Here is a 22,050-nt window from a genome sequence, read left to right on the forward strand (position 1 = left end):
GCCCGGGTGGCCGAGGCCCGGCAAGAGCCAAGGAGCCCACGTTGGCTGAGCTGCACGTCGAGCTGGTCGCAGCCGACCGCAAGGTGTGGTCCGGTGCGGCCACCATCGTTGTTGCCCGTACGGCCTCCGGCGACACCGGCATCATGCCGGGTCACACCCCGGTGCTGAGCGTGCTGGAGACCGGTCCGGTCACCATCCGCACCGCCTCCGAGGGCACGATCATCGCCGCGGTGCACGGTGGCTTCATCTCGTTCGCCGACAACAAGCTGTCGATCCTCGCCGAGATCGCCGAGCTGGCCGACGAGATCGACGTCGCCCGCGCCGAGCGCGCGCTGGAGAACGCCAAGGCCGACGCCGACTCGCACGCCGAGCGTCGCGCCGAGGTCCGACTGGTCGCCGCCGGCGGCCTGAAGGCGCATCACTGAGCCTGGTTTCAGCGACGGTCCCGGGGACGCCTGGTGCGTGTCCTCGGGACTGTCGTATCAGTTGGTAGGAATGGGCGGCCGCGCAAGGCCGTCAACGGGGATGAAGGCAGCGAGGAGGTAGGTGAGCGTGGTCCTCGCCCTTGTGGTGTGCGCGTCGGTGGTGGTCCTCGCCATCGCGGGCCTGGTCGGATTCGCGGTACGCCGCCGCCTCATCCAGCGGGTGGGCGGCACCTTCGACTGCTCCTACCGCTTGAAAATGCCTGTGGACGCCTCCACGCAGCCGGATCTCGACGAGAACGGCCAGCCCACCTCGGCCCCGGTCCCCCAGACCGATGGCAAGGGGTGGGTTTTTGGTATCGGCCGCTACAGCGGGGACTCCATCGAGTGGTTCCGGGTGTTCTCGTACGCGCCCCGGCCGCGACGGGTCCTGCCGCGCACCGAGATCGAGGTGCTGGGCCGCCGCTACCCGCAGGGGCAGGAGGAACTCGCGCTGCTCTCCGGCTCGGTGGTGCTGCGCTGCCTGCACCGGGGCGCGCCGCTGGAGCTCGCGATGAGCGACGACGCGCTGACCGGTTTCCTGGCCTGGCTGGAGGCCGCCCCGCCCGGGCAGAGGGTCAACGTCGCCTGATTTCCCGCCAGTCGGGCGTGACGCGGCTCGCGTCCACCGGCTGCGACGTGCGCGCTAGGCTGCGGGCATGGTGAACCTGACGCGCATCTACACCCGGACCGGGGACGACGGCACGACCGCGCTCGGCGACATGAGCCGGACCACCAAGACCGACCCGCGGCTGATCGCGTACGCCGACACCAACGAGGCCAACGCGGCGATCGGTGTGGCGCTGGCCGCCGGGGCGCTGGACGGCGAGCTGGTGCCGGTGCTGACCCGGATCCAGAACGACCTGTTCGACGTGGGCGCGGACCTGGCGACGCCGATCGTGGAGAACCCCCAGTACCCGCCGCTGCGGGTCGAGCAGACCTACATCGACCGGCTGGAGGGGGACTGCGACCGGTTCCTGGAGCAGCTGGAGAAGCTCCGCAGCTTCATCCTGCCCGGCGGCACCCCCGGCGCCGCGTACCTGCACCTGGCGTGCACCGTGGTGCGGCGGGCCGAGCGGGCCACCTGGGCGGCGATCGAGACGCACGGCGACGACATCAACCCGCTGACCGCGAAGTACCTGAACCGGCTGTCCGACCTGCTGTTCATCCTGGCGCGGGTGGCGAACAAGGAGCGCGGCGACGTGCTCTGGGTGCCCGGCGAGAACCGCTGACCCGCCGTCACTTCTGCCGTTTCGGGAAGAGCGTGTAACTGGCGGCCACCACCAGGTTGATGCCGACCACCAGGGCCATGCGCGGGTACCAGTCGTCGAGCGCCGCGGTGCGCGCGGCGTCGCCGACCAGCCACTGGACGGCGGCGACCAGCGCCACCGTGACGGCCGAGGCCAGCAGCGTCAGCAGGAACACGCCCCACTCGTAACGGGCCCGCGGCGCACCGTACTTGGGCGCGCCGGCGGGCTTGGGGCCGCCCGCCAGCCGGTGCGCGGCGTGGGCGTCGGCCCAGCGGACCATGCGGTGGCCGTAGGCGATCGAGAAGCCGACGTACGCGGCGGCCAGGCCGTGCGACCAGTCGGCAGTGGCGCCGCCGCGCAGATCGGCGACGGTGGCGCCGAGGATCACCAGATCGACCACCGGCAGCAGCGCCAGCAGCGCCAGACCGGTGCGGCGCAGGCGCAGCGCGTAGCGGGCCAGCAGCCCCGCCGCCAGCACCACCCAGAAGCCGGCCTCGCCGGCCACGATCAGGGAAACCATGCTTCGATCCTCCCCGCGTACGGGCACGGCGTCATCGTCCGCCCAGCGGACAGGGACGTCAGCCGTTCGTCGGACGGCGGGTCGTCCGACCGGTCGTTCCGGCGGGGCGGAAGGAGTGCTGGGATGGGCCGGGTGAGACTCTCCGAGCACCGACAGGACCAGGCCATCGCCGCGGCCGGGCTGCTCGGCGGGCTGCTGCTGATCGTGGTCGGCGCGTACGACCGGCGGCCCGGGCTGTCGGCGTGGGTGTCGGTGCTGCCGCTGGTCGCGATGGCCGGGCTCACGCTGCTGCGCCGCCGGCGCACCGTGCTGGCGGTCAGCGTCGGCGGGGTGGTGTTCGGCCTCGGCCTGTACCTCGGTTCGGTGCTGGCGACGCTGCTGCTGTACACCGACCTGCTGTACGCGGCCGTGCTGTACGGCCCGCCGCGGATGAGCCGGGTCCTGCAGCTGTCGGGCGCCGCCACCACCGTGGTGCTGACCGGCCTGGCCTGGCAGTTCGCCTCGCTGCCGGAGGCCTTGCTGGTCGCCGTGTTCTGCGGGCTGATCTTCCTCTCCCCGGTGTGGACGGCCGACCTGCTGCGCCGGCACCGGGACGCCGCGGAGGCGGAGCGGCTGCGGGCCGAACAGACCACGCTGCTCGCCGAGATGGACCGGCGCGGCGCGGTGGTCGCCGAACGGTCGCGGATGGCCCGCGAACTGCACGACGTGATCGCCAACCACCTGTCGGCGATCGCGATCCACGCCACCGGCGCGCAGTCGGTGGCCCGCCGGCAGGAGCGCGCGGCGGACGAGCCGCTGGTGGAGGCGCTCGCGGTGATCCGGGAGAACAGCGTGCAGGGCCTCGCCGAGATGCGCCGGATGATCGGGCTGCTGCGCGAGGCCACCCCCGAAGAGCCCTACGCCGCACCGCGGTTGGCGGCCGTCGACGTGCTGCTGGAACAGGCCGTCGCGGCCGGGCGGTCGGCCGGGCTGCGGTTCGGGGCGGAACAGCTCGGCGAGCCGGGCGAGTTGCCCGCGCCGGTCGAACTCGCCGCGTACCGGATCGTCCAGGAGTCGCTGACCAACGCCGTCAAGCACGCCGCGCCCGGTCCGGTCCGGCTGCGCATCCGGTACGGCGAGCGGGAGTTGGAGATCACCGTGGAGTCCCCGTACCGGGAGGGCGAGGGCCGGGCGGTGCCCGGCGCGAAGGCCGGGCTGGTCGGCATGGGGGAGCGGGCCCAGCTGCTCGGCGGCGAGTTCGACGCCGGGCCGACGGACGGACACACGTGGCGGGTGCGGGCAGTGCTGCCGCGGACGACGAGCGGGGAGCGGGAATGATCCGGGTAGTGGTGGCGGAGGACCAGGCGGCCGTCCGGGCCGCGCTGGTGATGATCCTGCGGGCCGAGGACGACCTGACGGTCGTCGGCGAGGCCGCGGACGGCGAGGAAGCCGTCCGGATGGCGCTGGAGCTGCGGCCCGACGTCGTGCTGATGGACGTGCAGATGCCCCGGCTGGACGGCGTCGCCGCGACCCGGCGGGTGGTGGAGGCCGGGGCCGCGCAGGTTCTCGTCCTGACCACCTTCGACCTGGACGCGTACGTGTGGGGCGCGCTGCGGGCCGGCGCGGCCGGGTTCCTGCTGAAGGACCTGGAGGCCGAGACGCTGGTCGAGGGCATCCGCACGGTCGCCCGCGGCGACGGGATGCTCGCGCCGTCCGTCACCCGGCGGCTGATCTCCTCCTTCGCCCGGTCCGAGGCATCGGCGGTGGAGCCGGACGCGCTGGACGCGCTGACGCCCAAGGAGCGCGAGGTGTTCGGCTGCCTCGGCGCGGGCCTGTCCAACGCGGAGATCGCGCACCGGCTCGGAACGGCGGAGGCCACCACCAAGACGCACGTCAGCCGGATCCTCGCGAAGCTCGGACTGCGCAGCCGGGTGCAGGCGGCGATCCTCGCGCAGGAATGGGGAGTGACCGTTCCCGGGCAGTAGTGACGGTTCCTGCCGTTTCGGGGGGAGGGGCGCAGATCACACCGGTTCCGGTGCAGATCACACTGCCGGAACGCACCACGGGGCGCGTGCTCCTACTAGAGTCCGGCGCAGAGCGATGTGGCTCCCGTCGGGCGGTCCGTGCTGCCCCGGCACGGCGAGCTGCTCGGCGTGCCCACGGGAGGACCAGATGACCGCACGATGAAGCCCCGCACCCTCCGGGTGAGTTTGCTCACGGAGCACCGCGCAGACGGGTGATTTGGGCGGTAATCGAGCGTAGGTACCAGGTGTACCTGCGTATATTCCCTCGGACGGGTGAAGTTGAGGGACAGTCCGCCGGGTGACAGCAACCTGCGGAACTGGTTGGCCGTCAGATTCAGGAAAGGACCGGTGCACAACCGGACCTGAAACGCAGCGCGATCGGTCCCTGGGGTACGGGACGGGCGGCAGGCGCAACGCGGCGGGCGAACAACGGCACACGGCCGAGGAGGAGGACAGCGTGCGCATCACCGGCGACCACACCGGACTGGCCATCGAAGGGCGGCTCGACGTGCGCAGCGCCGCCGACGCCAGGGCGTTGCTGCACGCGGCGGTCGACGGCGGCGAGGGCGACCTCGTCCTCGACCTCGGGCGGCTCGAATTCTGGGACGCGACCGGGCTCGGCGTCATCATGGGCACCCACCGGCGGGCCGGGCGGGTCGGACGACGGCTGGTCCTGCGGAACGTGCCGGTGCAGCTGCAGCGGCTGCTGGTGGCGACCCGGCTGCACCGCATCCTGGCGGTCGAGGGAGCGGTTCAGGACCCGGTGGGGACGACGCTCCCCATGCTGGGCTAGGTTCTGCACTCCCCGTCCTCCCGCCCGCCCTTGTCCACCCGGTGTGTTGACCCGGTTCGGTCATGTGGGACAGTCTCCGGTCAGGTGTCCGAATGGCGGGGAGCAGTGACGTGGGACAGCCGAGTGGGATACGTCCGCGGGGCGGCGAACTGGTCAGCGGTGAGCGGCTGGTGGTGGTCGGGGGACCGGAGGGGTCGGAGGCTCGGCACTGCCCGGACGAGTGGCTGCCCGAGCCGCGGCGGATCCGCGGACTGGTGCAGGCGCGGCCGGAGTTGGGGCCGACGGCCGCGGTGGGACCGCTCGCGTTGGGGGCCGGGCCCGGGGACCTGCCGCTGCTGGACCGGGACGGCGACATCGCGGCGGTGCTCGGGCAGCTCCGCGAGGGCCGCTCGGTGCGGCTGGTCGGGCAGGCCGGTTCGGGCCGCTCCGCGTTGCTCGCGGCCGTCGCCGAGGTGGCGGGGGAGCTGGCGCCCGACGGCGTGGTGCGGCTGAGCGGCTACCGCCGGACGCCCGCCGACCTGTTGCAGGACCTGTTCGCGGCGACGCACCAGGCGCCGGACTTCCGTCCCGATCGGGAGCAGCTGGTCGAGCTGCTGGCCGGGGTCGCCGCGGTGGTGGTGATCGACGACGTGGAGCTGTCCGGCGACGAGCTGGAGGGCCTGCTGGCGTTGGCGCCCGAGTGCGCGTTCCTGGTCTCCACCGCGCCGGACGCGCCGCTGTCGGCCCCCGGTTCGCGGCTGCGGGACCACCTGGTGGCGGGCCTGTCCCGGCCGGCGTCCCTGACGCTCGCGGCGCGACTGGCGGGACGTCAGCTGGACGAGGGCGAGCGGGCCTGGGCGGTGGACCTGTGGTTCGAGTCGGAGGGCCTGCCGCTGCGCTTCGTCCGGGCGGCGGCGCTGCTGCGGCAGCGGGACGTCACAGTGGACGCGCTGGTCGCCGCGCAGGAGGACCGGCGGAGCGTCTTCGGTTTCGCTCAGGAGTACGAACTCCCGGGCGATCCGGCCGAGTTGGAGGCCGAGCTGCGGGCCGGGGTGCCGCTGCCGTCGGTGGGCGAGAGCGCCTCGCCGGCCCGGCTGCTGATGCAGGGACTGAGCGAGCCGGCCCGGCGGGTGCTGCGGCTGGCGCTGGCGCTGGACGGCGAGTGCCCGACCGCGCCGCACCTGCCCGCGCTGATCGACGTCGGCCTCGGAGAGAGCGCGCTGCAGGAACTGGTGGACAACGGCCTGGCGGTGTCAGTGGGCGGCCACCACCGGCTCACCGAGGGCGTGCTGGTCGCGCTGCTCCCCGAACTGGAGTCCGACACGCAGGGCGAACCCGCGCCGTTCGCCCCCGGCGGGGTCGCGCACGGTGCGGCCGAGCACCTGTCCTGGTGGGTCGGGCACGCGTCGGTGACGACCCGGCAGGTCGCCGCCGAGGCCGGGGTGATCCTCGCGGTGCTGCGCGCCGAACGGGACGCCGACCGACCCGAGCAGGTGCTGCGGCTGGCCCGGGCCGCCGCACCCGCGCTGGCCCTCTCGCTGCGCTGGGGCGCCTGGGAGCAGGCCCTGCAACTCGGCCTGGAGGCCGCCCGGATGCTCGGGGCGACCGCCGAACAGGCCTGGTTCCACCACGAGTTGGGCGTTCTCGCGCTGTGCGTCGGCAGCTCCCGGCGGGCCGTCGGCGAGTTGGAGGCGGCGCTCGCGCTGCGGGCCGCCGGCGGCGACCAGCGCGGCGGGACGGCGGCGCGGCGGATGCTCGACCTGATCCGGCTGGAGGAGACCGCGGCGCTCACCGCCGGGGCCGACGACACCCAGCCGATGCGCGGGCGGCGCACCATCCGGGCGATCGCCCAGGTGCCGGCCCGGCTGCGCAAGCGGGCGCCCGCCGGGGCGCGGAAGACCGTGCTGGCGGCGAGCGCGGCGGTGATGGCGCTCGGCGTGCTCGGCACCGCGATCGGCGTGGCCGTCAGCAGCGAGGACACCCCCGCGGGCAAGCAGCCCGGGATGTCCGCCGACGACACCGTGCCGGAGCCGGACGCCACCACCAGCCCCCGGCCGAGCACCAGCCCGCGACCGTCGACGAGCGACAGCGCGACGCCGTCCGACAGCCCGTCGGAGTCGGCGAGCGACAGCCCGTCCAGCACCCACCGGCCGAGCGGCAGCCCGAGCAGCACGAAGCCGGGCACGACGCCCAGCTCCACCAAGTCCACGCCGGCACAGTCGAGTTCGGCACCGCAGCCGAGCAAGTCGACCGGTCAGTCGTCGAGCCCCCCGCCGTCCAACAGCCAGACGCCGAGCTCCCCGCCGCCGACCGGCCCGGACCCGTCGACCAGCCCGCCCGTCGCCGGCCAGCCAGGCCCCGGACGTTGAACCGGAGTCGGAGCCGGCAGCCGCCCGGTCGGCTGCCGGTGTCGATGCGGATCGACGGGCCGAAGCGCGGGCCGAGGGCGCGGGCCGAGGGCGAGGCAGGCATCCGGTAGTCGCCCTGGTTTTCGCACTGGCCCGGGCCGGTGCCGGGCGAGGCCGTCCACGCTGACGGCTCCCCTCGGTGGGGGCCGTGCGGCCCTCTGCCGTTCAGGGATTCCGGCAGCGTGGGCACACCTCACCGAATCGGCGCCCCGGGCAGGCGAATCCGCTGGAAGGGTGGCGGGTCAGGAGCGGAGCCAGGCGTCGACGGTCTCCGCGGACAGCCGCCCGCCCGCGGCCCGGTCGGCGTACCAGGACCAGGCCGGGCAGTCGAGCATGGCCGCGCCGAGGTGCTCGGGGGCGGCGGGGCCGAGGGCCTCGGCGGTGAGGCGGTGGGCCAGCTGGAGCGGTGCCTGGCGGGCGGCCAGCCAGGCCTGGGCGGCGGCGAAGCCCTGGTCGGCGTGCAGGCGGCGGACGGGTCCGAGCCAGCCTTCGCGCCACCAGGCGGCGCGATCGGCGTCGGGGACTTCCGCGAAGGTCGGCGCGAGGGCCTCGGCCAGGCGGCGGGCGTGGTCGGACTCCTCACCGGCCAGCTGCGGGTACTCGGCGGCGAAGTTCGACCAGTCGGTCTCGGTGGGGACGCTCTCCGGGCCCACCGGTTCCTCGGCGTAGTGGGCCTCGCCGGTGACGAAGACGTCCCGCAGCACCTGGTAGCGCAGGCCGGTCGAGCGGGCCAGCAGGGCCGCGTCGTACAGGTCCTTGCCCTGCGGGTAGCGGTCGGTGGCGAGCCACAGCAGCTTCCAGGCGAGCGAGAGTTCACGCCCGGCGACGTTCAGCACGGTGCCGGGTGCGAGTTCCAGGGGCTCGGCGGGGACGGGCAGTTCCTCGTTGAAGACGAAGTCGAGCTGCACCGTGCCGCCGGGCAGGCCGTCGGCCTCCCAGCCGAGCAGCAGGCGGCGGCCGGGGGCCCGCTCGTACGTCCAGATGTCCTCGGTGACGCTCCGGCCGGGCGGGAAGCGGACGGGCCCGGTGGTGCGGTTGACGGCGCCCACGATGTCGTCGAACAGGTTCTCGGTGCGTGGGTCGTCGAGCGTCCAGTCGGCGGGGGTGACGACGAAGTCCACGTCGCCGGGTTCGCGGGCGGCGTCGCCGAACCAGGCCTTCAGCACCACGGAGCCGCGCAGCACCAGGTGGTCGGCCCGGCCGGAGGCGGCGACGGCGGCCAGGGCGGCGTCCATCGCGGTGCGGCGGGCCGCGTACCAGGCGGCGGAGAGGCCGGGGTCGGTGAATCGCGGCTCGCCCGCCCGGTAGGCGTCGTCGAACTGCTTCAGGGCCGGGTCGAAGATCTCGGGCTGGCTGGCCCGCGGGTCGTCGACGGGCCGGAACGTGCGCGGCCGGGCGCGACGGTCCTCGGGCAGCAGGCGGTGGTCGGGCACGGGGCCTCCTCGGTCAGGGGGTGGTCGGGGCGTCGTCGAGCCAGCCGGAGTCCAGGGCGAGCGCCGAGTCGTGGACCACGTACTCGCGGGTGACCTTCAGCGGGGGGAAGCCGGCGGCGGTCAGCGCGGCGGTGAGGTCGTCGAGGCGGGCGCCGGCGGAGGCCAGGCCGAGGCGGTGGCAGCGCTGGGTGACGAAGTACTGGCGGTGGCCGTCGGGTTCGGTGCGGCGGGCGTTCCAGGAGACGTGCGCATGGTGGCCGTCGGCGGCCCGGGCCAGCGCGTCGCGGGGGACGCCGGGGGCCAGGCGGACCTTCACGTGGTGTTCGAAGTAGCAGGCGGCGTCGGCGAGTTCTGCCTCCGCGTCGGTGCCGGGGACGCCCGGCGTCCAGGGCGCCGCCTCGATCTTCACCCGGACCGGGGTGAACCCGGCGGCCCGCAGCCGGGCCGCCTCGGCGGCGGCGCGGCGGTGCTGGGCGGCCAGGGTGCCGTCGCTCTGCCAGGACAGCATCGGCTGCGACGGGTGCCGGCCGCGGGCCAGCAGGATGTGGGTGAACTCCAGGCCGTGCGCGGCCGCCCAGCGGGCCAGCGCGTCGACCTCGGCCGGGGCCAGGGTGAGATGGGTCTCGTACCGGCCGACCGGGTCGGCGCTTCGAACGGGCATGCGGGGGATTGTCGCAGCGCGGTGCGGGCGGCGGCCACCGCAATCGGCCGCCGCGGGGGGCTCAGAACAGCTTGAGCTTGTCGTCGTCGATGCCGCGCAGCTCGTCGTAGTCGAGGACGACGCAGCCGATGCCGCGGTCGGTGGCCAGCACGCGGGCCTGGGGCTTGATCTCCTGGGCGGCGAAGATGCCCTTGACCGGGGCGAGCAGCGGATCGCGGTTGAGCAGGTCGAGGTAGCGGGTGAGCTGCTCGACGCCGTCGATCTCGCCGCGGCGCTTGATCTCGATGGCGACGGTCGCGCCGTCGGAGTCGCGGCAGAGGATGTCGACCGGGCCGATCGCGGTCGGGTACTCGCGGCGGATCAGCGACCAGCCGGCGCCGAGCACCTCCATGCGGTCCGCGAGGAGCTCCTGCAGGTGCGCCTCGACGCCGTCCTTCACCAGGCCGGGGTCGACGCCGAGCTCGTGGCTGGAGTCGTGGTGGACGTCCTCCAGGGTGATGATCAGCTTCTCGCCGGCCTTGTTGGTGACCGTCCACACCCCCTCGGTCTCCTTCAGGGAGCACGGCGGGGACATCCAGTTCAGCGGCTTGTAGGCCCGGTCGTCGGCGTGGATGCTGACGCTCCCGTCGGCCTTCACGATCACCAGGCGCACGGCGGAGGGCAGATGTGCAGCGAGGCGGCCCGCGTAGTCCACGGTGCACTTGGCGATTACAAGACGCATGGGGACAAGCCTACGGCCCGCCGGGAGTGCCGCTGTCCCTGTTCGATTCCGGAGGCGCGGGGAGACGCGGGGAGGGGCGCAGGGAGGGGGCGCGTGGACGGGGCGTGCGGCCGAGGGAGGTGCGCCGGCGTGCAGTGGGTCGAGGGGGCGTGATTCCCGAGACAGGCGGCCGTCGGAAGGCGGGCCCGGGGGCCGTTTGAAGCGAGTGCCCGCAGAGCGGGTGTGGGCGGGCCGGGAGGGGCGAACCATGGTGCTCGCAAGGCCACAGAGGTGGGCCGGGCCGGCTCGGCGCGAAGGGTCGGTGCACAACTGATTCCGGCCAATCTGGGCCCCGGCGGAGCGATTCGGGTGGCAATCCCCGGATTCTCCAGCCGGGCCCGGGAAGGACTGACACGCTGGTCTGAACCCCTGGCCAGGACCTCGACGACGCGACGCGACCCCCCAGACCGTCGCGCCGCCGGCACTCGAACATCGCGCGCGGTTCACCGCACGTCCGTCCAATGCACCCTCAGCACACCGGTACGACCGCCCCGTCGAATCCGCCGGGGCGGACCGTGAGAGGAGAACCCATGTCGCTCGACGTCTCACCGGCCCTGTTGGAGAAGGCCGAACGAGGCGAGGTCGACGAGCGGGAGTTCGTCGACTGTGTCCGCACCTCGCTGCCCTACGCCTGGGACATGATCAGCTCCCTGGTCACCCAACTCGAGGTCGACGGGACCGACTTCGCCGACAACGAAGTCCCCCCGCCGAGCGAGCAGGAACGCGGACAGCTGCTCCGGGCGATGGCCAGTGACGCCATCCGCGGAGCCCTGCAGCGCCACTTCGGCGTCCAGCTGGCCTTCCAGAACTGCCACCGGGTCGCGGTCTTCGCCCCCGGCCCCGACACCGCCGAGCGGCACGCCCGCTTCACCTCGGTCCGTGCCCAACTCCTCAACCAGTCGCCCGAGTTGCGCGACTGCTGAGACCCGACACGCCCGAGCGCGGGTCGCCCCGGGCCCAGGGCCTGTCCGGCCGATCTTGCCGGGCGCGCGAAGCCGGATCATCCCGGCCGGACGCGCGCTGATCCGACAAGATCGACCGGGCGGACCCTGGCCGGACGGGGCGGCCCGCGGGCGCATGCTCAGCGCAGCTGCGGCAGCACCTCGGCGCCGATCCGGTCCAGGTTGTGCAGCGTCGCCGCGGTGTCCCCGGACCCCTCGGCGAGCAGCGCGAAACGCCGGATGCCGGTGCCCTCCGCGGTCGCCAGCAGCCGGTCCGCGCACTGCCGGGGCGTGCCCACCGCGTGCAGGTCGCACAGCAGCTCGGTGTACGCCCGCGGATCGCGCATCGACCGCTCCCGGCCGTCCACCGTGCGGTGCGCTCCCAGCCCGTACGCGAAGAAGTCCGGCATCGTCCGCAGCAGGTCGGCCCGGGCCGCCCCCGCCCGGTCGTCGACCTGCACCACGCCCGCCGCCACGTGCTCCCGCTCCACCCGGGCCAGCTGCTCCTCGCCGCGCCCCGCGGCCCGCCAGGCCGCCCGGTAGGCGGCCAGCATCTCCCGCTTGTCCTCGTCGCCCGAGTGCATGCCCAGTAGCATCGGCAGGCCCCGCTCGGCGGCCGTCCGCACCCCGGCCGGCGAGGTGCACGCCATCACCACCGGCGGGCCCGACTGCGCCTGCTGGGACGGCTCCTGACGCTGTCTCGGAATCACCGCGGCCGCCGCGGGCGGCGTCCCGTCCAGGCCCAGCCAGCCCGTCAGGTCGGCCCGCCGGGGCTCCACGGCCCGCGGCACCACCGCCACCTCCGGGAAGTCGAATTGCGGCCCCGAGCCGCCCACCCGGGCCCCGTGCAGCCAGCTCAGCAGCAGGTCCAGGCGCTCCGGGAAGCCCTGCTCGTACGCCTCCAGGCCGCCGCCGAACACCGCCAGGTCGATCCACGGCCCGCCGCGGCCCACGCCGAGGGTGAACCGGCCGCCGGAGGTCAGGTGCAGCAGCGCCGCCTGCTCGCCCAGCGCCACCGGGTGCCGGGTGCTCAGCACGCTCACCGCGGTGCCCACGCCGATCCGCCGGGTGCGGCCCAGCAGTATCCCGGCCAGCGTCGCCGCGTCCGGGCAGACCCCGTACGGCACGAAATGGTGCTCGGCCAGCCACACCGCGTCCAGGCCCACCCGCTCGGCGGTCAGCGCCGCCGAGACGGTCCGCTCCAGCGCCTCGCCGTGGCTCTGGCCGGGGAACTGTGCGGACAGCAGGAACGCGCCGACCCGGATCGCGTCCGTGTCGGCGCCCGGCGCCGGGGCAGGCTGCGTGGCCGGGGCCACCCCTCGGGCGGTCGTTCGCCGCTCGGCGGAGCGGGCGTGCGGGCGGGCGGTGGTCTTCGTCATGGGGCGTGTCTCCTCGGTGCGCGCGCAGGGTTCGCGGGCCCCGCCGTGTCACCTCGTGAGTAACCCATGTCATGTGCCAATGGCACGCCGAACCCTCAATTTGCCCAAGGGAAGGGTGGATTACCGTCGAATCGCTGGAGCCTGGCGGGGATACATGCTAGTGGCGCGGGAGTGACGGGTGTGACGTGTGTGACTCCCGGGCACAGCGGGCGGGAACCGGTCCGGCCACCGCCGTCCCCCGGCGGCGCGGCGGACCGTACCCTGGAGGGACAACGCGCCGGAACGAGGGGTAGTCACGTGTCACCGCGCCGCAACCGGATCCAGAAGTCCGAGGACCGTGAGAGCGCCGCGCCCATGGGCGGCTCGCTGCGTCGGGTGGAGTCGTACCGGGGCGAGGACTGGGTCGTGCAGACCGTGGCCGGCACCGCCGGGCGGCACTACCGCTGCCCCGGCTGCGACCAGGAGATCCCGCCCGGCGTCGGCCACGTGGTGGCCTGGCCGGACCACGGCAGCGGGGTGGACGACCGGCGGCACTGGCACCGGGCGTGCTGGGGCGCACGCGAGCGCCGCGGCTCCAACCTGCTGCGGGGCCGCGGCGCTCCGAGGTACTGACGGCCGGTCAGGCGTCGCGGTGCTTCAGCACCAGGTAGCCGCCGATCAGCGCGGCCGCCGCCCACGCCGCGCAGATCGCCAGGCCCGTCCACGGCCCGTACGGGTGGTCCCCGGTCGGCACCACCTGGAGCGCCGCCGAGCCGGCCCGGTCCGGGAAGTAGCGGACCACGTTCTTCACCACCGGGACGATCGACAGGATCGGCGAGACCAGGAAGAAGAACGGGATCAGGATGCCCAGCGACAGCACCTGGTTGCGCAGCATCATGGTGACGCCGATCGAGAACAGGCACAGCAGCGTCAGGTAGCAGCCCGCGCCGAACACCGCCCGCAGCACGTTGGGTTGCCCGAGATCGGTGTTGTACCGGCCGAGCGCCACCTGCCCGACGAAGAACGCGACGAACACCGTCACCAGCGAGACCGCCAGCGCCAGCACGCCCAGCACCGCGGTCTTCGCGCCCATCAGGACGCCGCGCTGCGGGACGGCCGCCAGCGACACCCGGATCATGCCGCTGGCGTACTCGTTGCCGACCGCCAGCACGCCGAACACGACGATCGCCAGCTCGCCGAGCGCGATCCCGGAGAGCGAGGTGTTCGTCGCGTCGAACGGGTTCCGGTCGTGCTCGGTGAACTGGGCGAAGTTCAGCCTGGTCAGCAGCGAGATCGCGAAGCCCATCGCGACCACGATCAGGAAGGTGGTCACCAGCGTCCACACGGTGGAGCGGATGCTGCGGACCTTGGTCCACTCGGACTGCAGGACAGCGGGGAACGCGGCCATCTCAGCTCTCCTTTCCGGCCTGGCGGGTGTCCCAGCCGGAGCCCCAGGCGGGCTGCGGGGCCGGGGTCGCGGCGGCGCCGGGGATGTCGGTGCGGTACTCCACGGAGTCCGCGGTCATCTGCATGAACGCGTCCTCCAGCGACGCCTGTTGGGGGCTCAGCTCGTGCAGCGTGACGCCGTGCGCGGCGGCCAGGTCGCCGAGCAGCACCGGGTCCCCGTCGGTCACCTCCCAGGACCCGTCCGGGCCCGGACGGGGGGACAGGCCGGCGCCGCGCAGCGCGTCCAGCAGCTGCTCCGGCTGCGGGGTGCGCAGCCGCACCGAGGAGCGCGAGTTCCGGCGGATGAACTCGGCCATCGGCAGGTCCGCCAGCAGCCGGCCGCGGCCGATCACCACCAGGTGGTCCGCGGTCAGCGCCATCTCGCTCATCAGGTGCGAGGAGACGAACACCGTGCGGCCCTCGGCGGCCAGCGACTTCATCAGCCGCCGGATCCACACGATGCCCTCGGGGTCGAGGCCGTTCACCGGCTCGTCGAACATCAGGATCTTCGGGTCGCCGAGCAGCGCCGCGGCGATGCCCAGACGCTGGCCCATGCCCAGCGAGAACCCCCGGGCGCGCTTCCTCGCGACGGCCGTCAGGCCCACCAGGTCGAGCACCTGGTCCACCCGCTCGCGCGGGATCCGGTTGGACTGCGCCATCCACAGCAGGTGGTCGTAGGCGGTCCGCCCCGGGTGCGCGCCCTTCGCCTCCAGCAGCGCGCCGATCTCCCGCAGCGGGTCCTGGACGTCGGCGTAGCGGCGGCCGTCGATGGTCACCTCGCCGGCGGTCGGCCGGTCCAGGTCGAGGATCATCCGCATGGTCGTGGACTTGCCCGCGCCGTTCGGGCCGAGGAAGCCGGTGACCACGCCCTCCGGGATCCGGAAGCTCAGATCGTCCACGGCCAACTTGTCGCCGTAACGCTTCGTCAGGTGGTGCAACTCGATCATGTGCCACTCCCTTGGTCTGCGGCCAGGGTAGGACAAAAGCCCTGGAATCGGACGAACGCCGTCCGGGGCGCGGCCCCGGGGGCCTACGGTGGAGCCATGACCTCCCCCAGCGCGCCGACCGTCCGCGAGAACGGCACCGGCACCCCGCTCGTCCTCCTGCACGCCTTCCCGCTCTCCGCGCGCATGTGGGAAGGACAACTGGAACGTGTACCCGGCCCGGCCGGGGACGACGCACGGGTGGTCGCACCGGACCAGCGCGGCTTCGGCGCCGCCCCGCTCGGCGACGGGCCGCCCTCGCTGGACGCCGCCGCCGACGACCTGGCCGAGCTGCTGGACCGGCTCGGAATCGAACAGGCTGTGGTGGGCGGCCTGTCCATGGGCGGCTACGTGGCGATGGCCTTCGCCCGCCGCCACCCCGAACGGCTGGCCGGCCTGATCCTCGCCGACACCAAGGCCACCACCGACACCGACACCGCCCGCGCCAACCGCGAACGCATCGCCGCCACCGTCCTCGAACGCCGCAGCACCGACCTGCTGATCGAGGAGAACATCGCCGAGAACCTGCTCGCCCCCGGCACCGACCCCGAACTCACCGACAGCGTCCGGCAGATGATCGCCGAGGCCGACCCGGCCGCGGTCGCCTGGGCGCAGCGCGCGATGGCCGACCGGCCCGACTCGCTGGAGGCGCTGGCCGCACTGGAGGTGCCCGCCGCCGTCATCGTCGGCGAACTCGACACCGTCACCCCGCTCGACGAGGCCCGGATGATGGCCGAGGCGCTGCACGACGCCGAACTGACCGTCATCCCGGCCGTCGGCCACCTCTCCTCGCTGGAGGCCCCCGAGACCTTCAACGCCGCCGTCCGGGCCTTCCTCAAGCGCCTGAAGCAGCACGGCTCCTGACACGCCGGAAGGGCCCGGAGCGGCAAGCTCCGGGCCCTTCCGTGCTGTTCTCAGCGGGCGGCTGCCCCGACCGGGGCCGCCGTCAGCGCGACTGCTGCGCCGGGACGCCCAGCGAGTCGTCGGTCGGCAGCGACGCCGCGGCGACCGCCGCACCCGTCAGGGTGGCCAGCATCTCGCGGACGTTGGTCAGCTGCGCGTTGATCGAGTCGCGGCGGTTGGTGAGCGCCGCCAGCTCGCGCTCCGACTCGCTGCGGACCCGGTCGGCCTTCGCGTTGGCGTCGGCCACGATGTCCTCGGCCTGGCGCTGCGCGGTCTCGATGGTCTGCCGGGAACGGCGCTCCGCGTCGGTGCGCAGCTTCTCCGCCTCCAGGCGCAGCTGCTCGGCACGGTGCTCGATCTCGGCGAGGCGCTTCTCGGCCTTGGCCTGACGGGCCGCCAGGTCGCGCTCGGACTGCTCCCGGCGCTTGGCCAGGTTGGTCTCGAACTCCAGCGCGGCCTGCGCGGCCTTGGTGCGGGTCTCCTCGAAGAGGGCGTCCGCCTCCTCGCGCTTGTTCTGCGCGTCCTTGTTGGCCTCGGCACGCAGCTGCGCCGCGTCCGACTTGGCCTTGTCGACGATCCGCAGGCCCTCGTCCTCCGCCTTGGCCTTGCGGTCCTTGGCGTAGTTCTCGGCCTCGGTGCGGACCTGCTGCGCCGCGGCCTCGGCCAGCTCGCGGTGCTGCTCGGCGGCGCGGTGCGCCTCGTCGCGCAGGTCCTTCGCCTCCTCCTCGGCGAGGCGGAGGATCTTCTCGACGCGGGCGCCGAGACCGGCGTAGGAGGGCTCCGCCTCGGTGACCGCGGCCTGCGCGGTCTGGGTCTCCAGGTGGAGTTCCTCGATGCGCTTCTCCAGCGCGCTGATCCGGGAAAGCGCGCTGTCTCGGTCGGCCACCAGCTTGGCGATCCGCTCGTCGACCTGGGCGCGCTCGTACCCACGGCGTACCAGGTCGAAGCCGTGCGGGGAGTGACTGTCGCTCATGGGATTTCTGGGCTTCCTGTCGTCAAACCGCTGAGATGGTTGAGGGAATCCTGACACGGTACCGGAGTGTCAACGACGAAACGCCGTTGGCTGACGGACAATGTCCGCTCAATCGGGTGGCGCGCCCCCGGAGCGATTGCCGCCCGATCGCGGAGAGCCCACCCCGGCACCGGCCTTGGGTCCTCCGTCCTTCTTACTGCCCCCGTTGCTGTGAGCGGCCGGCGCCGGGGCCTCGAACGCCTCCAACGCCGACAGCACGTCCTGGACCCGAGAAATCTCGGTGTTGATGTCCTTTCGGCGGCGCACCAACTCGTCCAACTCCCGCTGGCCCTCGTCGGTCACGCGCTTCGCCTCGGCCTTTGCCTCCGCGAGCAGCCGCTCCGCCTCCTCGGCGGCCAGCCGCAGCTGCTCCTCGGCGTCCGAACCGGCCCGCCGGATCCGCTTCTCCGACTCCTCGTCGGCGCGCTTGAGCCGGGTCGCGGCCTCGTCGGCCGCCGCTTCGAGCTGCTCCTCGGACTCCATCTCGGCGGCCTTCAGCTTGGCCTCCGACTTGATGATCAGCGCCTCGGCGCGGGTCGTGGAGTCGGCGAGCTTGTTCTCCGCCTCCTTCAGCAGACCCTCGGCCTTGCGCACCGCCGAGATCCGCACCCGGCCGGCCTCCGCCGACGCCTCCGACGTCAGCTCCGCCGCCCGCGACTCGGCCGCGGCGATCAGCTCCGCCGCCCGCTCCTCGGCCTCCGCGACCTGCGCCTGCGCCTGCTCCTCGGCCTCGGTCAGCTGCTCCTGGGCGGCCGTCACCAGCGCGTCCACCCGCTCGCCGGCGGACTTCATCGCCTGCGCGTTCTCCTTGCGGGCCCGCTCGTGCAGCGCCTCGATCTCGGAGTCGGTGCGTTCGCGCAGCTCCTCCGCCCGCTCGCGGATCGCGTTGGAGTCCCGGCGGGCCTCCTTCAGCAGCGCGTCCGCGTCCGAACGGGCCCGCTCCACCTCGGCCCTGCCCTGCGCCTCGGCGGTCGCGGCCAGCCGCTCGGCCTCCTTGCGGGCCGCCGTGACCAGCGCGTCGGCCTGCTCCTCGGCCGCCGCGGCCGCCGCCAGCGCTTCCGACTGGGCCTGCTCGGCGAGCTGCTCGGCGTCCGCGAACGCCTTCTCCAGCACCGACTTGGCCTGCTCGCGGGTCGAACGGTCGTACGCCTCGGCGGCCTCCCGCAGCTCCGCGTCGAAGGACTGCGCGCGGGAACGGATGCCCGCGTCGAACTCCTCCGCCAGGGTGCGGGTCGCCAGCGCGTACTCCTCGGCGTCCGCCCGCAGCGCCGCGGCCCGCTCCTCGGCGTCCGCCAGCGCGGCCGTCGCCAGCTCGTCCGCCTCGGCCAGCACGCGCTGCGCCCCGGCCTCCGCGGCGGACCGCTGCTGCTCGGCGAACTCCGCTGCGGCGGCGTGCAGTTCGGCGGCCTCGCGGTCCGCGAGGGCGCGCAGCTCGGCCACCTCCCGCTCGGTGGCGGCGCGCAGCTCGGCAGTCTCGCGGTCCGCGACGGCGCGCAGCTCCGCGGTCTCCCGGTCGGCGACGGCCCGCAGCTCGGCGGTCTCGCGCTCGGCGACGGCGCGGAGCTCGGCGACCTCCTGCTCGGTGGTCTCGCGGAGTTCGGCGGTCTCCCGTTCGGCGGTGGAGCGGAGTTTGCGGTCGAATGCGGTGGCGGTCGCCCGGGTGTCGTGGTCGAACGCGATGGCGGCGTTGCGGAGCTCGGTGGTCTCCCGCTCGGCGGTGGCGCGCAGCTCCTGGTCGAACACCGTTGCGGCGTCCCGGAGTTCGGCGGTCTCGCGGTCGGCGACGGCCCGCAGCTCGGTGGTCTCGCGGTCCGCGAGGGCGCGCAGCTCGGCTGCGTCCTGCTCGGCGGCCTCGCGCAGGCCGGCGGCCTCCTGCTCGGCGGCGGCCCGCAGGTCGGCGATCTGCCGGGTCGCCGTCTCGTGCAGGCCCGCGACCGACTGCCGGACCTCGGCGGCGTCCTGCTCGGCCGTCTCGACCAGCTCGGCGGCCAGCGCCTCGGCCTGCGCCCGCAGCTCCTCGGCGGTCCGTTCGGTGTTCGCGCGCAGTTCCGCCGTCTCGCGGTCGGCGACCGCGCGGAGCTCGGCCACCTCCTGCTCGGCGGTGGCGCGCAGCTCCCGGTCGAACGCGGCTGCGGCGTCCCGGAGTTCGGCGGTCTCGCGGTCCGCGACGGCGCGGAGCTCGGCGACCTCCTGCTCGGTGGCGTCGCGGAGTTCGACGGTGTCCTGTTCCGCGAGGGCGCGCAGTTCGCGGTCGAACGTGGCTGCGGCGTCGCGGAGTTCGGCGGTCTCGCGGTCCGCAGCGGCCCGCAGTTCGGCGGTCTCGCGGTCCGCGAGGGCGCGCAGTTCGGCGGTCTCGCGGTCGGCGGCGTTGCGGAGCTCGGTGGTCTCCCGCTCGGCAGCGGCCCGCAGTTCGGTGGTCTCCCGCTCCGCGAGGGCGCGCAGTTCGGCCGTCTCCTGCTCGGCGGTGGCGCGCAGTTCGCGGTCGAAGGTCTCGGCGTCCTCGCGCAGCCGCTCGGCCTCGGCGCGGTCGGCGGTGGCCTCGGCGGCCAGCGTTTCGGCGTCGGTGCGGGCGGTGGAGAGCTGTTGGTCGGCCTCGGCGCGGACCCGCTGGGCGTCCTGCGCGGCGGCCTTGCGGACGGCCGCGGCCTCGCCGTCGGCGGCCTCCCGGATCGCGGTGGCCTCGGCGAGCTTCTCGGCGGTCAGCGCCTGGTCGCGCTCCAGGTCGCCACGGGCGGCCTCGCGGGCGGCGACGGCCTCCTCGCGCAGCGCCTGCGCGGCGGCCTCGGCCTGCTCGGCGACCGTACGGGCGGCCTCCTCGGCGGCCTCGCGCACGCCCAGGCCGGCCTCCTCGGCCTGCTCGCGGTGGAGTTCGGCCCACTGGGCGGCGTCGGCGCGGACGGCCTCGGCGGCCGCCTCGGCCTCCGCGTGGACGGTCTCCGCGTCGGCGTCGGCCAGTTCGCGGGTCTCGGCGGCGTCGCGTTCGGCGGCGGCCCGCTGCTCCTCGGCGGCGGTCTTCGCGGCGGCCAGCAGTTCGTCGCGGGCCTGCGCGGCGGAGGAGGTGAGCTTCTCGGCCTCGGTGCGGGCCCGGGTCAGGGTCTGCTCGGCGCGGCCCTGGACGGCGGAGGCCTGCTCGCGGGTCGCGGTGCGCAGCCGTTCGACCTCTTCGGCGGCGCCGGCGCGCAGGGCGTCCGCGTCGGTCTTGGCGCCGGTGAGGAGTTCCTCGGCCTGTTTGGCGGACTCCTCGATCTGCACGGCGGCCTGGCGGCGGGCCTCGGCGCGGACCCGTTCGGCCTCGGCCTCGGCGGCGGAGCGCTGCTCCTCGGCCTGTTCGCGGGCCCGGGCGGCCTCGGCCTGCATCCGCTCCAGCTGCTCGCGGATCGAGGCGGCGTCCTCCATGGCGGCGTTCTGCGCCTGCTCGACGGCCTCGCGGGCCTGCTCCAGCAGCGTGCCGGCCTCGGACTTGGCGTGCTCGATCAGCCGTTCGGCCTCGGCGGCGGCCTCGCCGCGGGTGGCCTCGGCGTCGACGGCGGCGCGGGCGAGGACCTCTTCGGCCTGCTTGGCGCCCCGGGCGAGGCGCAGCGCGGCGTCCTTGGCGCCCTCGGCGCGGCCCTCCTCGGCGGCCTCGGCGCGCAGCCGTTCGGCGTCGGCGGCGGCCTGTTCGCGCAGCTCGGAGGCCTTGCGCTCGGCGGCGGCCCAGTGCTCGGCGATCTCCTTCTCGGCGTCGGAGCGCAGCTCGGTGGCGACCGACTCGGCGGCGCCGCGCAGGCGTTCGCTCTCCTCGGAGGCGGCGGCCTTGGCGGCGTCCGCCTGGGCCTGGGCGGTGGAGGCGGCGGCCTTGATCAGCTCGGCCTCGCGGGTGGCGGCGGCCACCATCTTGGCGATCTCGGCCCGGGCGGTCTGCGAGCGTTGTTCGCTGGCCGCGTCGCCGTCGGCGACCTTGCGCTCGGCCTCGGCGGCGGCCTCGGACTGGAGGCGTTCGGCGGCGGCGAGCGCCTCCTGGTGCATCCGGGCGGCCTCGGTGCGGGCCCGCTCGGCCTCGGCGAGGGCCTCGGCGCGCAGCCGCTCTATTTCGGCCTGGGCGCCGACCAGGGCGGCCTCGGCGCGCTCCTGGTCGGCACGGGCCTGCTGCTTGAGGGCGGTGATCTCGGCCTCGGCGGCGCCGAGCTTCTGCTCGGCGGCGGAGTGCGCCTCGGCCAGCTGCTGCTGGGCGGCGCTGGCGGCGGCGACGCGTTGTTCCTCGGCCTGGGCGCCGGTCTGCTGGGCCTGCTCGGAGGCGGCGCGCAGCAGGCGTTCGGCGTCGGACTGGGCGCGCAGCAGGGCTTCCTCGGCGCGGGCCCGGGCCTCGCCGCGGGCGGCGTCCACGTCGGCGGCGGTCTGCGCGCGGGCCTGGTCGGCGAGGGCGGTGGCCTCCGCGCGGACGGCGGCCATCATCCGGTCGGCCTCGGCGCGGGCCTCCTGGAGCAGGCGCTGCGCCTCCTGCTCGGTCCCGGCGCGGGTCTGCTCCGCCCAGTTGACGTTCTCGTTGACGTGGCGTTCGGCGGCGGCGCGGAACTCGGCGAGTTCCTCCTCCAGCCGGCGGCGCCGGGTGTTGAACTCGGCCTCCAGCTGGGCGGTGCGCTCGGCGGCCTCGGCCATCATCCGCTGGGTCGCGGCCTGGGACTCGCGCACCTGCCGTTCGGCGTCCGCGCGCAGCGCCTCGGCCTGCATCTCGGCGTTGCGCAGGAGCTGTTCGGCCTGGCCGGAGACGGAGTCGAAGGCGCGCGGCTGCGCCAGCTGCCGACGGGCCTCGTGGAGCTTGGCCCGCAGCACCTCCACCTGGTAGGCGAGGTCGTCGGCGTGCTCGATGGTCTTGTCCCGCTCTTTGCGGGCCTTCTCCAGCTCGGCCTCGAACTTGGAGAGGTGATCCTCAACGCGGTCGTAGCCCCGCACTCCGCGGTCCCGCCCATCTCCTGATCGCGTCCTCGACCGGCTCCGTGTGCCGCCCCCGGGCAAGTGCCGGGGCCGGACCGGTCGGTCCTTGCCTTCGCTCCGCCGTCCGGGTGGACTCCTGAGCGATCTGGTGCCTCTGGAGAATGGTGACAGATCCGAACGGCGACCGTTCGGCCGTGCCCGCGTCGTGGACTCCCCTGCGGTGCGCGG

At 74.4% G+C, this 22,050-nt stretch carries 19 protein-coding genes; 10 read left to right on the forward strand and 9 right to left on the reverse strand.

Annotated elements, in window-relative coordinates:
• Positions 1 to 41 precede the first annotated feature (41 nt).
• The 3 genes from ACFV4P_RS06600 (at position 42) to ACFV4P_RS06610 (ending at position 1,693) form a co-directional block, all read left to right on the forward strand.
• Positions 42 to 425 (forward strand): F0F1 ATP synthase subunit epsilon, encoded by a 384-nt coding sequence (locus ACFV4P_RS06600; RefSeq protein WP_380467977.1) that lies wholly within the window; start codon positions 42 to 44, stop codon positions 423 to 425.
• Positions 426 to 552: 127 nt separating this feature from the next.
• Positions 553 to 1,053 (forward strand): DUF2550 domain-containing protein, encoded by a 501-nt coding sequence (locus ACFV4P_RS06605; protein ID WP_073814222.1) that lies wholly within the window; start codon positions 553 to 555, stop codon positions 1,051 to 1,053.
• Between the two features lie 67 nt (positions 1,054 to 1,120).
• A complete protein-coding gene (locus ACFV4P_RS06610; RefSeq protein WP_380467980.1) occupies positions 1,121 to 1,693 on the forward strand; it encodes a cob(I)yrinic acid a,c-diamide adenosyltransferase in 573 nt (190 codons plus the stop codon).
• 7 nt (positions 1,694 to 1,700) lie between these two features.
• Here ACFV4P_RS06610 and ACFV4P_RS06615 read toward each other — a convergent pair whose 3' ends face one another.
• Positions 1,701 to 2,231 carry a hypothetical protein gene (locus ACFV4P_RS06615; protein ID WP_380467982.1) on the reverse strand — a complete coding sequence of 177 codons (531 nt, stop codon included), beginning with the start codon at positions 2,229 to 2,231 and terminating at the stop codon, positions 1,701 to 1,703.
• A 123-nt stretch (positions 2,232 to 2,354) separates the two neighbouring features.
• Between ACFV4P_RS06615 and ACFV4P_RS06620 the strand changes: the two genes are divergently transcribed.
• The 4 genes from ACFV4P_RS06620 to ACFV4P_RS06635 all read left to right on the forward strand — a co-directional run bounded on the left by ACFV4P_RS06620 (position 2,355) and on the right by ACFV4P_RS06635 (position 7,375).
• Positions 2,355 to 3,548, forward strand: a complete 1,194-nt coding sequence (locus ACFV4P_RS06620; RefSeq protein WP_380467984.1) for a sensor histidine kinase — start codon at positions 2,355 to 2,357, stop codon at positions 3,546 to 3,548.
• On the forward strand, positions 3,545 to 4,195 hold the full coding sequence (locus tag ACFV4P_RS06625) for a response regulator (RefSeq protein ID WP_380467986.1): 651 nt from the start codon (positions 3,545 to 3,547) through the stop codon (positions 4,193 to 4,195). The genes ACFV4P_RS06620 and ACFV4P_RS06625 overlap by 4 nt, the downstream gene beginning before the upstream one ends.
• A 496-nt stretch (positions 4,196 to 4,691) precedes the next feature.
• On the forward strand, positions 4,692 to 5,027 hold the full coding sequence (locus ACFV4P_RS06630) for an STAS domain-containing protein (RefSeq protein ID WP_073814212.1): 336 nt from the start codon (positions 4,692 to 4,694) through the stop codon (positions 5,025 to 5,027).
• Positions 5,028 to 5,137: 110 nt separating this feature from the next.
• On the forward strand, positions 5,138 to 7,375 hold the full coding sequence (locus tag ACFV4P_RS06635; protein WP_380467988.1) for an ATP-binding protein: 2,238 nt from the start codon (positions 5,138 to 5,140) through the stop codon (positions 7,373 to 7,375).
• A 281-nt stretch (positions 7,376 to 7,656) separates the two neighbouring features.
• On the opposite strand, the gene ACFV4P_RS06640 is transcribed toward ACFV4P_RS06635, so the two are convergent.
• From ACFV4P_RS06640 to nucS, 3 genes are all read right to left on the reverse strand, one after another.
• A complete protein-coding gene (locus tag ACFV4P_RS06640) occupies positions 7,657 to 8,847 on the reverse strand; it encodes a nucleotidyl transferase AbiEii/AbiGii toxin family protein (RefSeq protein WP_380467990.1) in 1,191 nt (396 codons plus the stop codon).
• A gap of 13 nt (positions 8,848 to 8,860) precedes the next feature.
• A complete protein-coding gene (locus ACFV4P_RS06645; RefSeq protein ID WP_380467992.1) occupies positions 8,861 to 9,508 on the reverse strand; it encodes a hypothetical protein in 648 nt (215 codons plus the stop codon).
• A 61-nt stretch (positions 9,509 to 9,569) separates the two neighbouring features.
• A complete protein-coding gene (gene nucS / locus ACFV4P_RS06650; protein ID WP_380467994.1) occupies positions 9,570 to 10,229 on the reverse strand; it encodes an endonuclease NucS in 660 nt (219 codons plus the stop codon).
• A gap of 569 nt (positions 10,230 to 10,798) precedes the next feature.
• On the opposite strand from nucS, the gene ACFV4P_RS06655 reads away from it, so the two are divergent.
• Positions 10,799 to 11,191 carry an SCO5389 family protein gene (locus tag ACFV4P_RS06655; RefSeq protein WP_380467996.1) on the forward strand — a complete coding sequence of 131 codons (393 nt, stop codon included), beginning with the start codon at positions 10,799 to 10,801 and terminating at the stop codon, positions 11,189 to 11,191.
• Positions 11,192 to 11,349: 158 nt separating this feature from the next.
• On the opposite strand, the gene ACFV4P_RS06660 is transcribed toward ACFV4P_RS06655, so the two are convergent.
• Positions 11,350 to 12,474: an LLM class flavin-dependent oxidoreductase gene (locus tag ACFV4P_RS06660; RefSeq protein ID WP_380468178.1), complete on the reverse strand. Its 1,125-nt coding sequence runs from the start codon at positions 12,472 to 12,474 to the stop codon at positions 11,350 to 11,352.
• A gap of 411 nt (positions 12,475 to 12,885) precedes the next feature.
• On the opposite strand from ACFV4P_RS06660, the gene ACFV4P_RS06665 reads away from it, so the two are divergent.
• A complete protein-coding gene (locus tag ACFV4P_RS06665; RefSeq protein ID WP_073814200.1) occupies positions 12,886 to 13,200 on the forward strand; it encodes an ATP/GTP-binding protein in 315 nt (104 codons plus the stop codon).
• Positions 13,201 to 13,207: 7 nt separating this feature from the next.
• Here the strand turns inward: ACFV4P_RS06665 and ACFV4P_RS06670 are convergent, their stop codons facing one another.
• Together ACFV4P_RS06670 and ACFV4P_RS06675 are read right to left on the reverse strand one after the other, a co-directional pair.
• On the reverse strand, positions 13,208 to 13,975 hold the full coding sequence (locus tag ACFV4P_RS06670) for an ABC transporter permease subunit (protein WP_380467998.1): 768 nt from the start codon (positions 13,973 to 13,975) through the stop codon (positions 13,208 to 13,210).
• A gap of 1 nt (position 13,976) precedes the next feature.
• Positions 13,977 to 14,960, reverse strand: coding sequence for an ABC transporter ATP-binding protein (locus tag ACFV4P_RS06675; protein ID WP_380468000.1), 984 nt, complete (start codon positions 14,958 to 14,960; stop codon positions 13,977 to 13,979).
• 96 nt (positions 14,961 to 15,056) lie between these two features.
• On the opposite strand from ACFV4P_RS06675, the gene ACFV4P_RS06680 reads away from it, so the two are divergent.
• Positions 15,057 to 15,860, forward strand: a complete 804-nt coding sequence (locus tag ACFV4P_RS06680; RefSeq protein ID WP_380468002.1) for an alpha/beta fold hydrolase — start codon at positions 15,057 to 15,059, stop codon at positions 15,858 to 15,860.
• An 82-nt stretch (positions 15,861 to 15,942) separates the two neighbouring features.
• On the opposite strand, the gene ACFV4P_RS06685 is transcribed toward ACFV4P_RS06680, so the two are convergent.
• Positions 15,943 to 16,872: a cellulose-binding protein gene (locus tag ACFV4P_RS06685; RefSeq protein WP_014138112.1), complete on the reverse strand. Its 930-nt coding sequence runs from the start codon at positions 16,870 to 16,872 to the stop codon at positions 15,943 to 15,945.
• Positions 16,873 to 16,980: 108 nt separating this feature from the next.
• The gene (locus ACFV4P_RS06690; protein ID WP_380468004.1) at positions 16,981 to 21,840 is read right to left on the reverse strand and encodes a hypothetical protein; all 4,860 of its coding nucleotides are present in this window, start codon (positions 21,838 to 21,840) and stop codon (positions 16,981 to 16,983) included.
• Positions 21,841 to 22,050: the final 210 nt, after the last annotated feature.

Source organism: Kitasatospora sp. NPDC059795 (genome assembly GCF_042732175.1).
In the GTDB taxonomy this organism is placed as follows: domain Bacteria; phylum Actinomycetota; class Actinomycetes; order Streptomycetales; family Streptomycetaceae; genus Kitasatospora.

Bases quoted from the DNA above. Each gene is read 5' to 3' on its own strand.
- ACFV4P_RS06670 (WP_380467998.1), bottom strand. From the start codon at position 13,975: ATGGCCGCGTTCCCCGCTGTCCTGCAGTCCGAGTGGACCAAGGTCCGC.
- ACFV4P_RS06615 (WP_380467982.1), bottom strand. From the start codon at position 2,231: ATGGTTTCCCTGATCGTGGCCGGCGAGGCCGGCTTCTGGGTGGTGCTG.
- ACFV4P_RS06645 (WP_380467992.1), bottom strand. From the start codon at position 9,508: ATGCCCGTTCGAAGCGCCGACCCGGTCGGCCGGTACGAGACCCATCTC.
- nucS (WP_380467994.1), bottom strand. From the start codon at position 10,229: ATGCGTCTTGTAATCGCCAAGTGCACCGTGGACTACGCGGGCCGCCTC.
- ACFV4P_RS06610 (WP_380467980.1), top strand. From the start codon at position 1,121: ATGGTGAACCTGACGCGCATCTACACCCGGACCGGGGACGACGGCACG.
- ACFV4P_RS06685 (WP_014138112.1), bottom strand. From the start codon at position 16,872: ATGAGCGACAGTCACTCCCCGCACGGCTTCGACCTGGTACGCCGTGGG.
- ACFV4P_RS06680 (WP_380468002.1), top strand. From the start codon at position 15,057: ATGACCTCCCCCAGCGCGCCGACCGTCCGCGAGAACGGCACCGGCACC.
- ACFV4P_RS06620 (WP_380467984.1), top strand. From the start codon at position 2,355: ATGGGCCGGGTGAGACTCTCCGAGCACCGACAGGACCAGGCCATCGCC.
- ACFV4P_RS06655 (WP_380467996.1), top strand. From the start codon at position 10,799: ATGTCGCTCGACGTCTCACCGGCCCTGTTGGAGAAGGCCGAACGAGGC.
- ACFV4P_RS06675 (WP_380468000.1), bottom strand. From the start codon at position 14,960: ATGATCGAGTTGCACCACCTGACGAAGCGTTACGGCGACAAGTTGGCC.
- ACFV4P_RS06625 (WP_380467986.1), top strand. From the start codon at position 3,545: ATGATCCGGGTAGTGGTGGCGGAGGACCAGGCGGCCGTCCGGGCCGCG.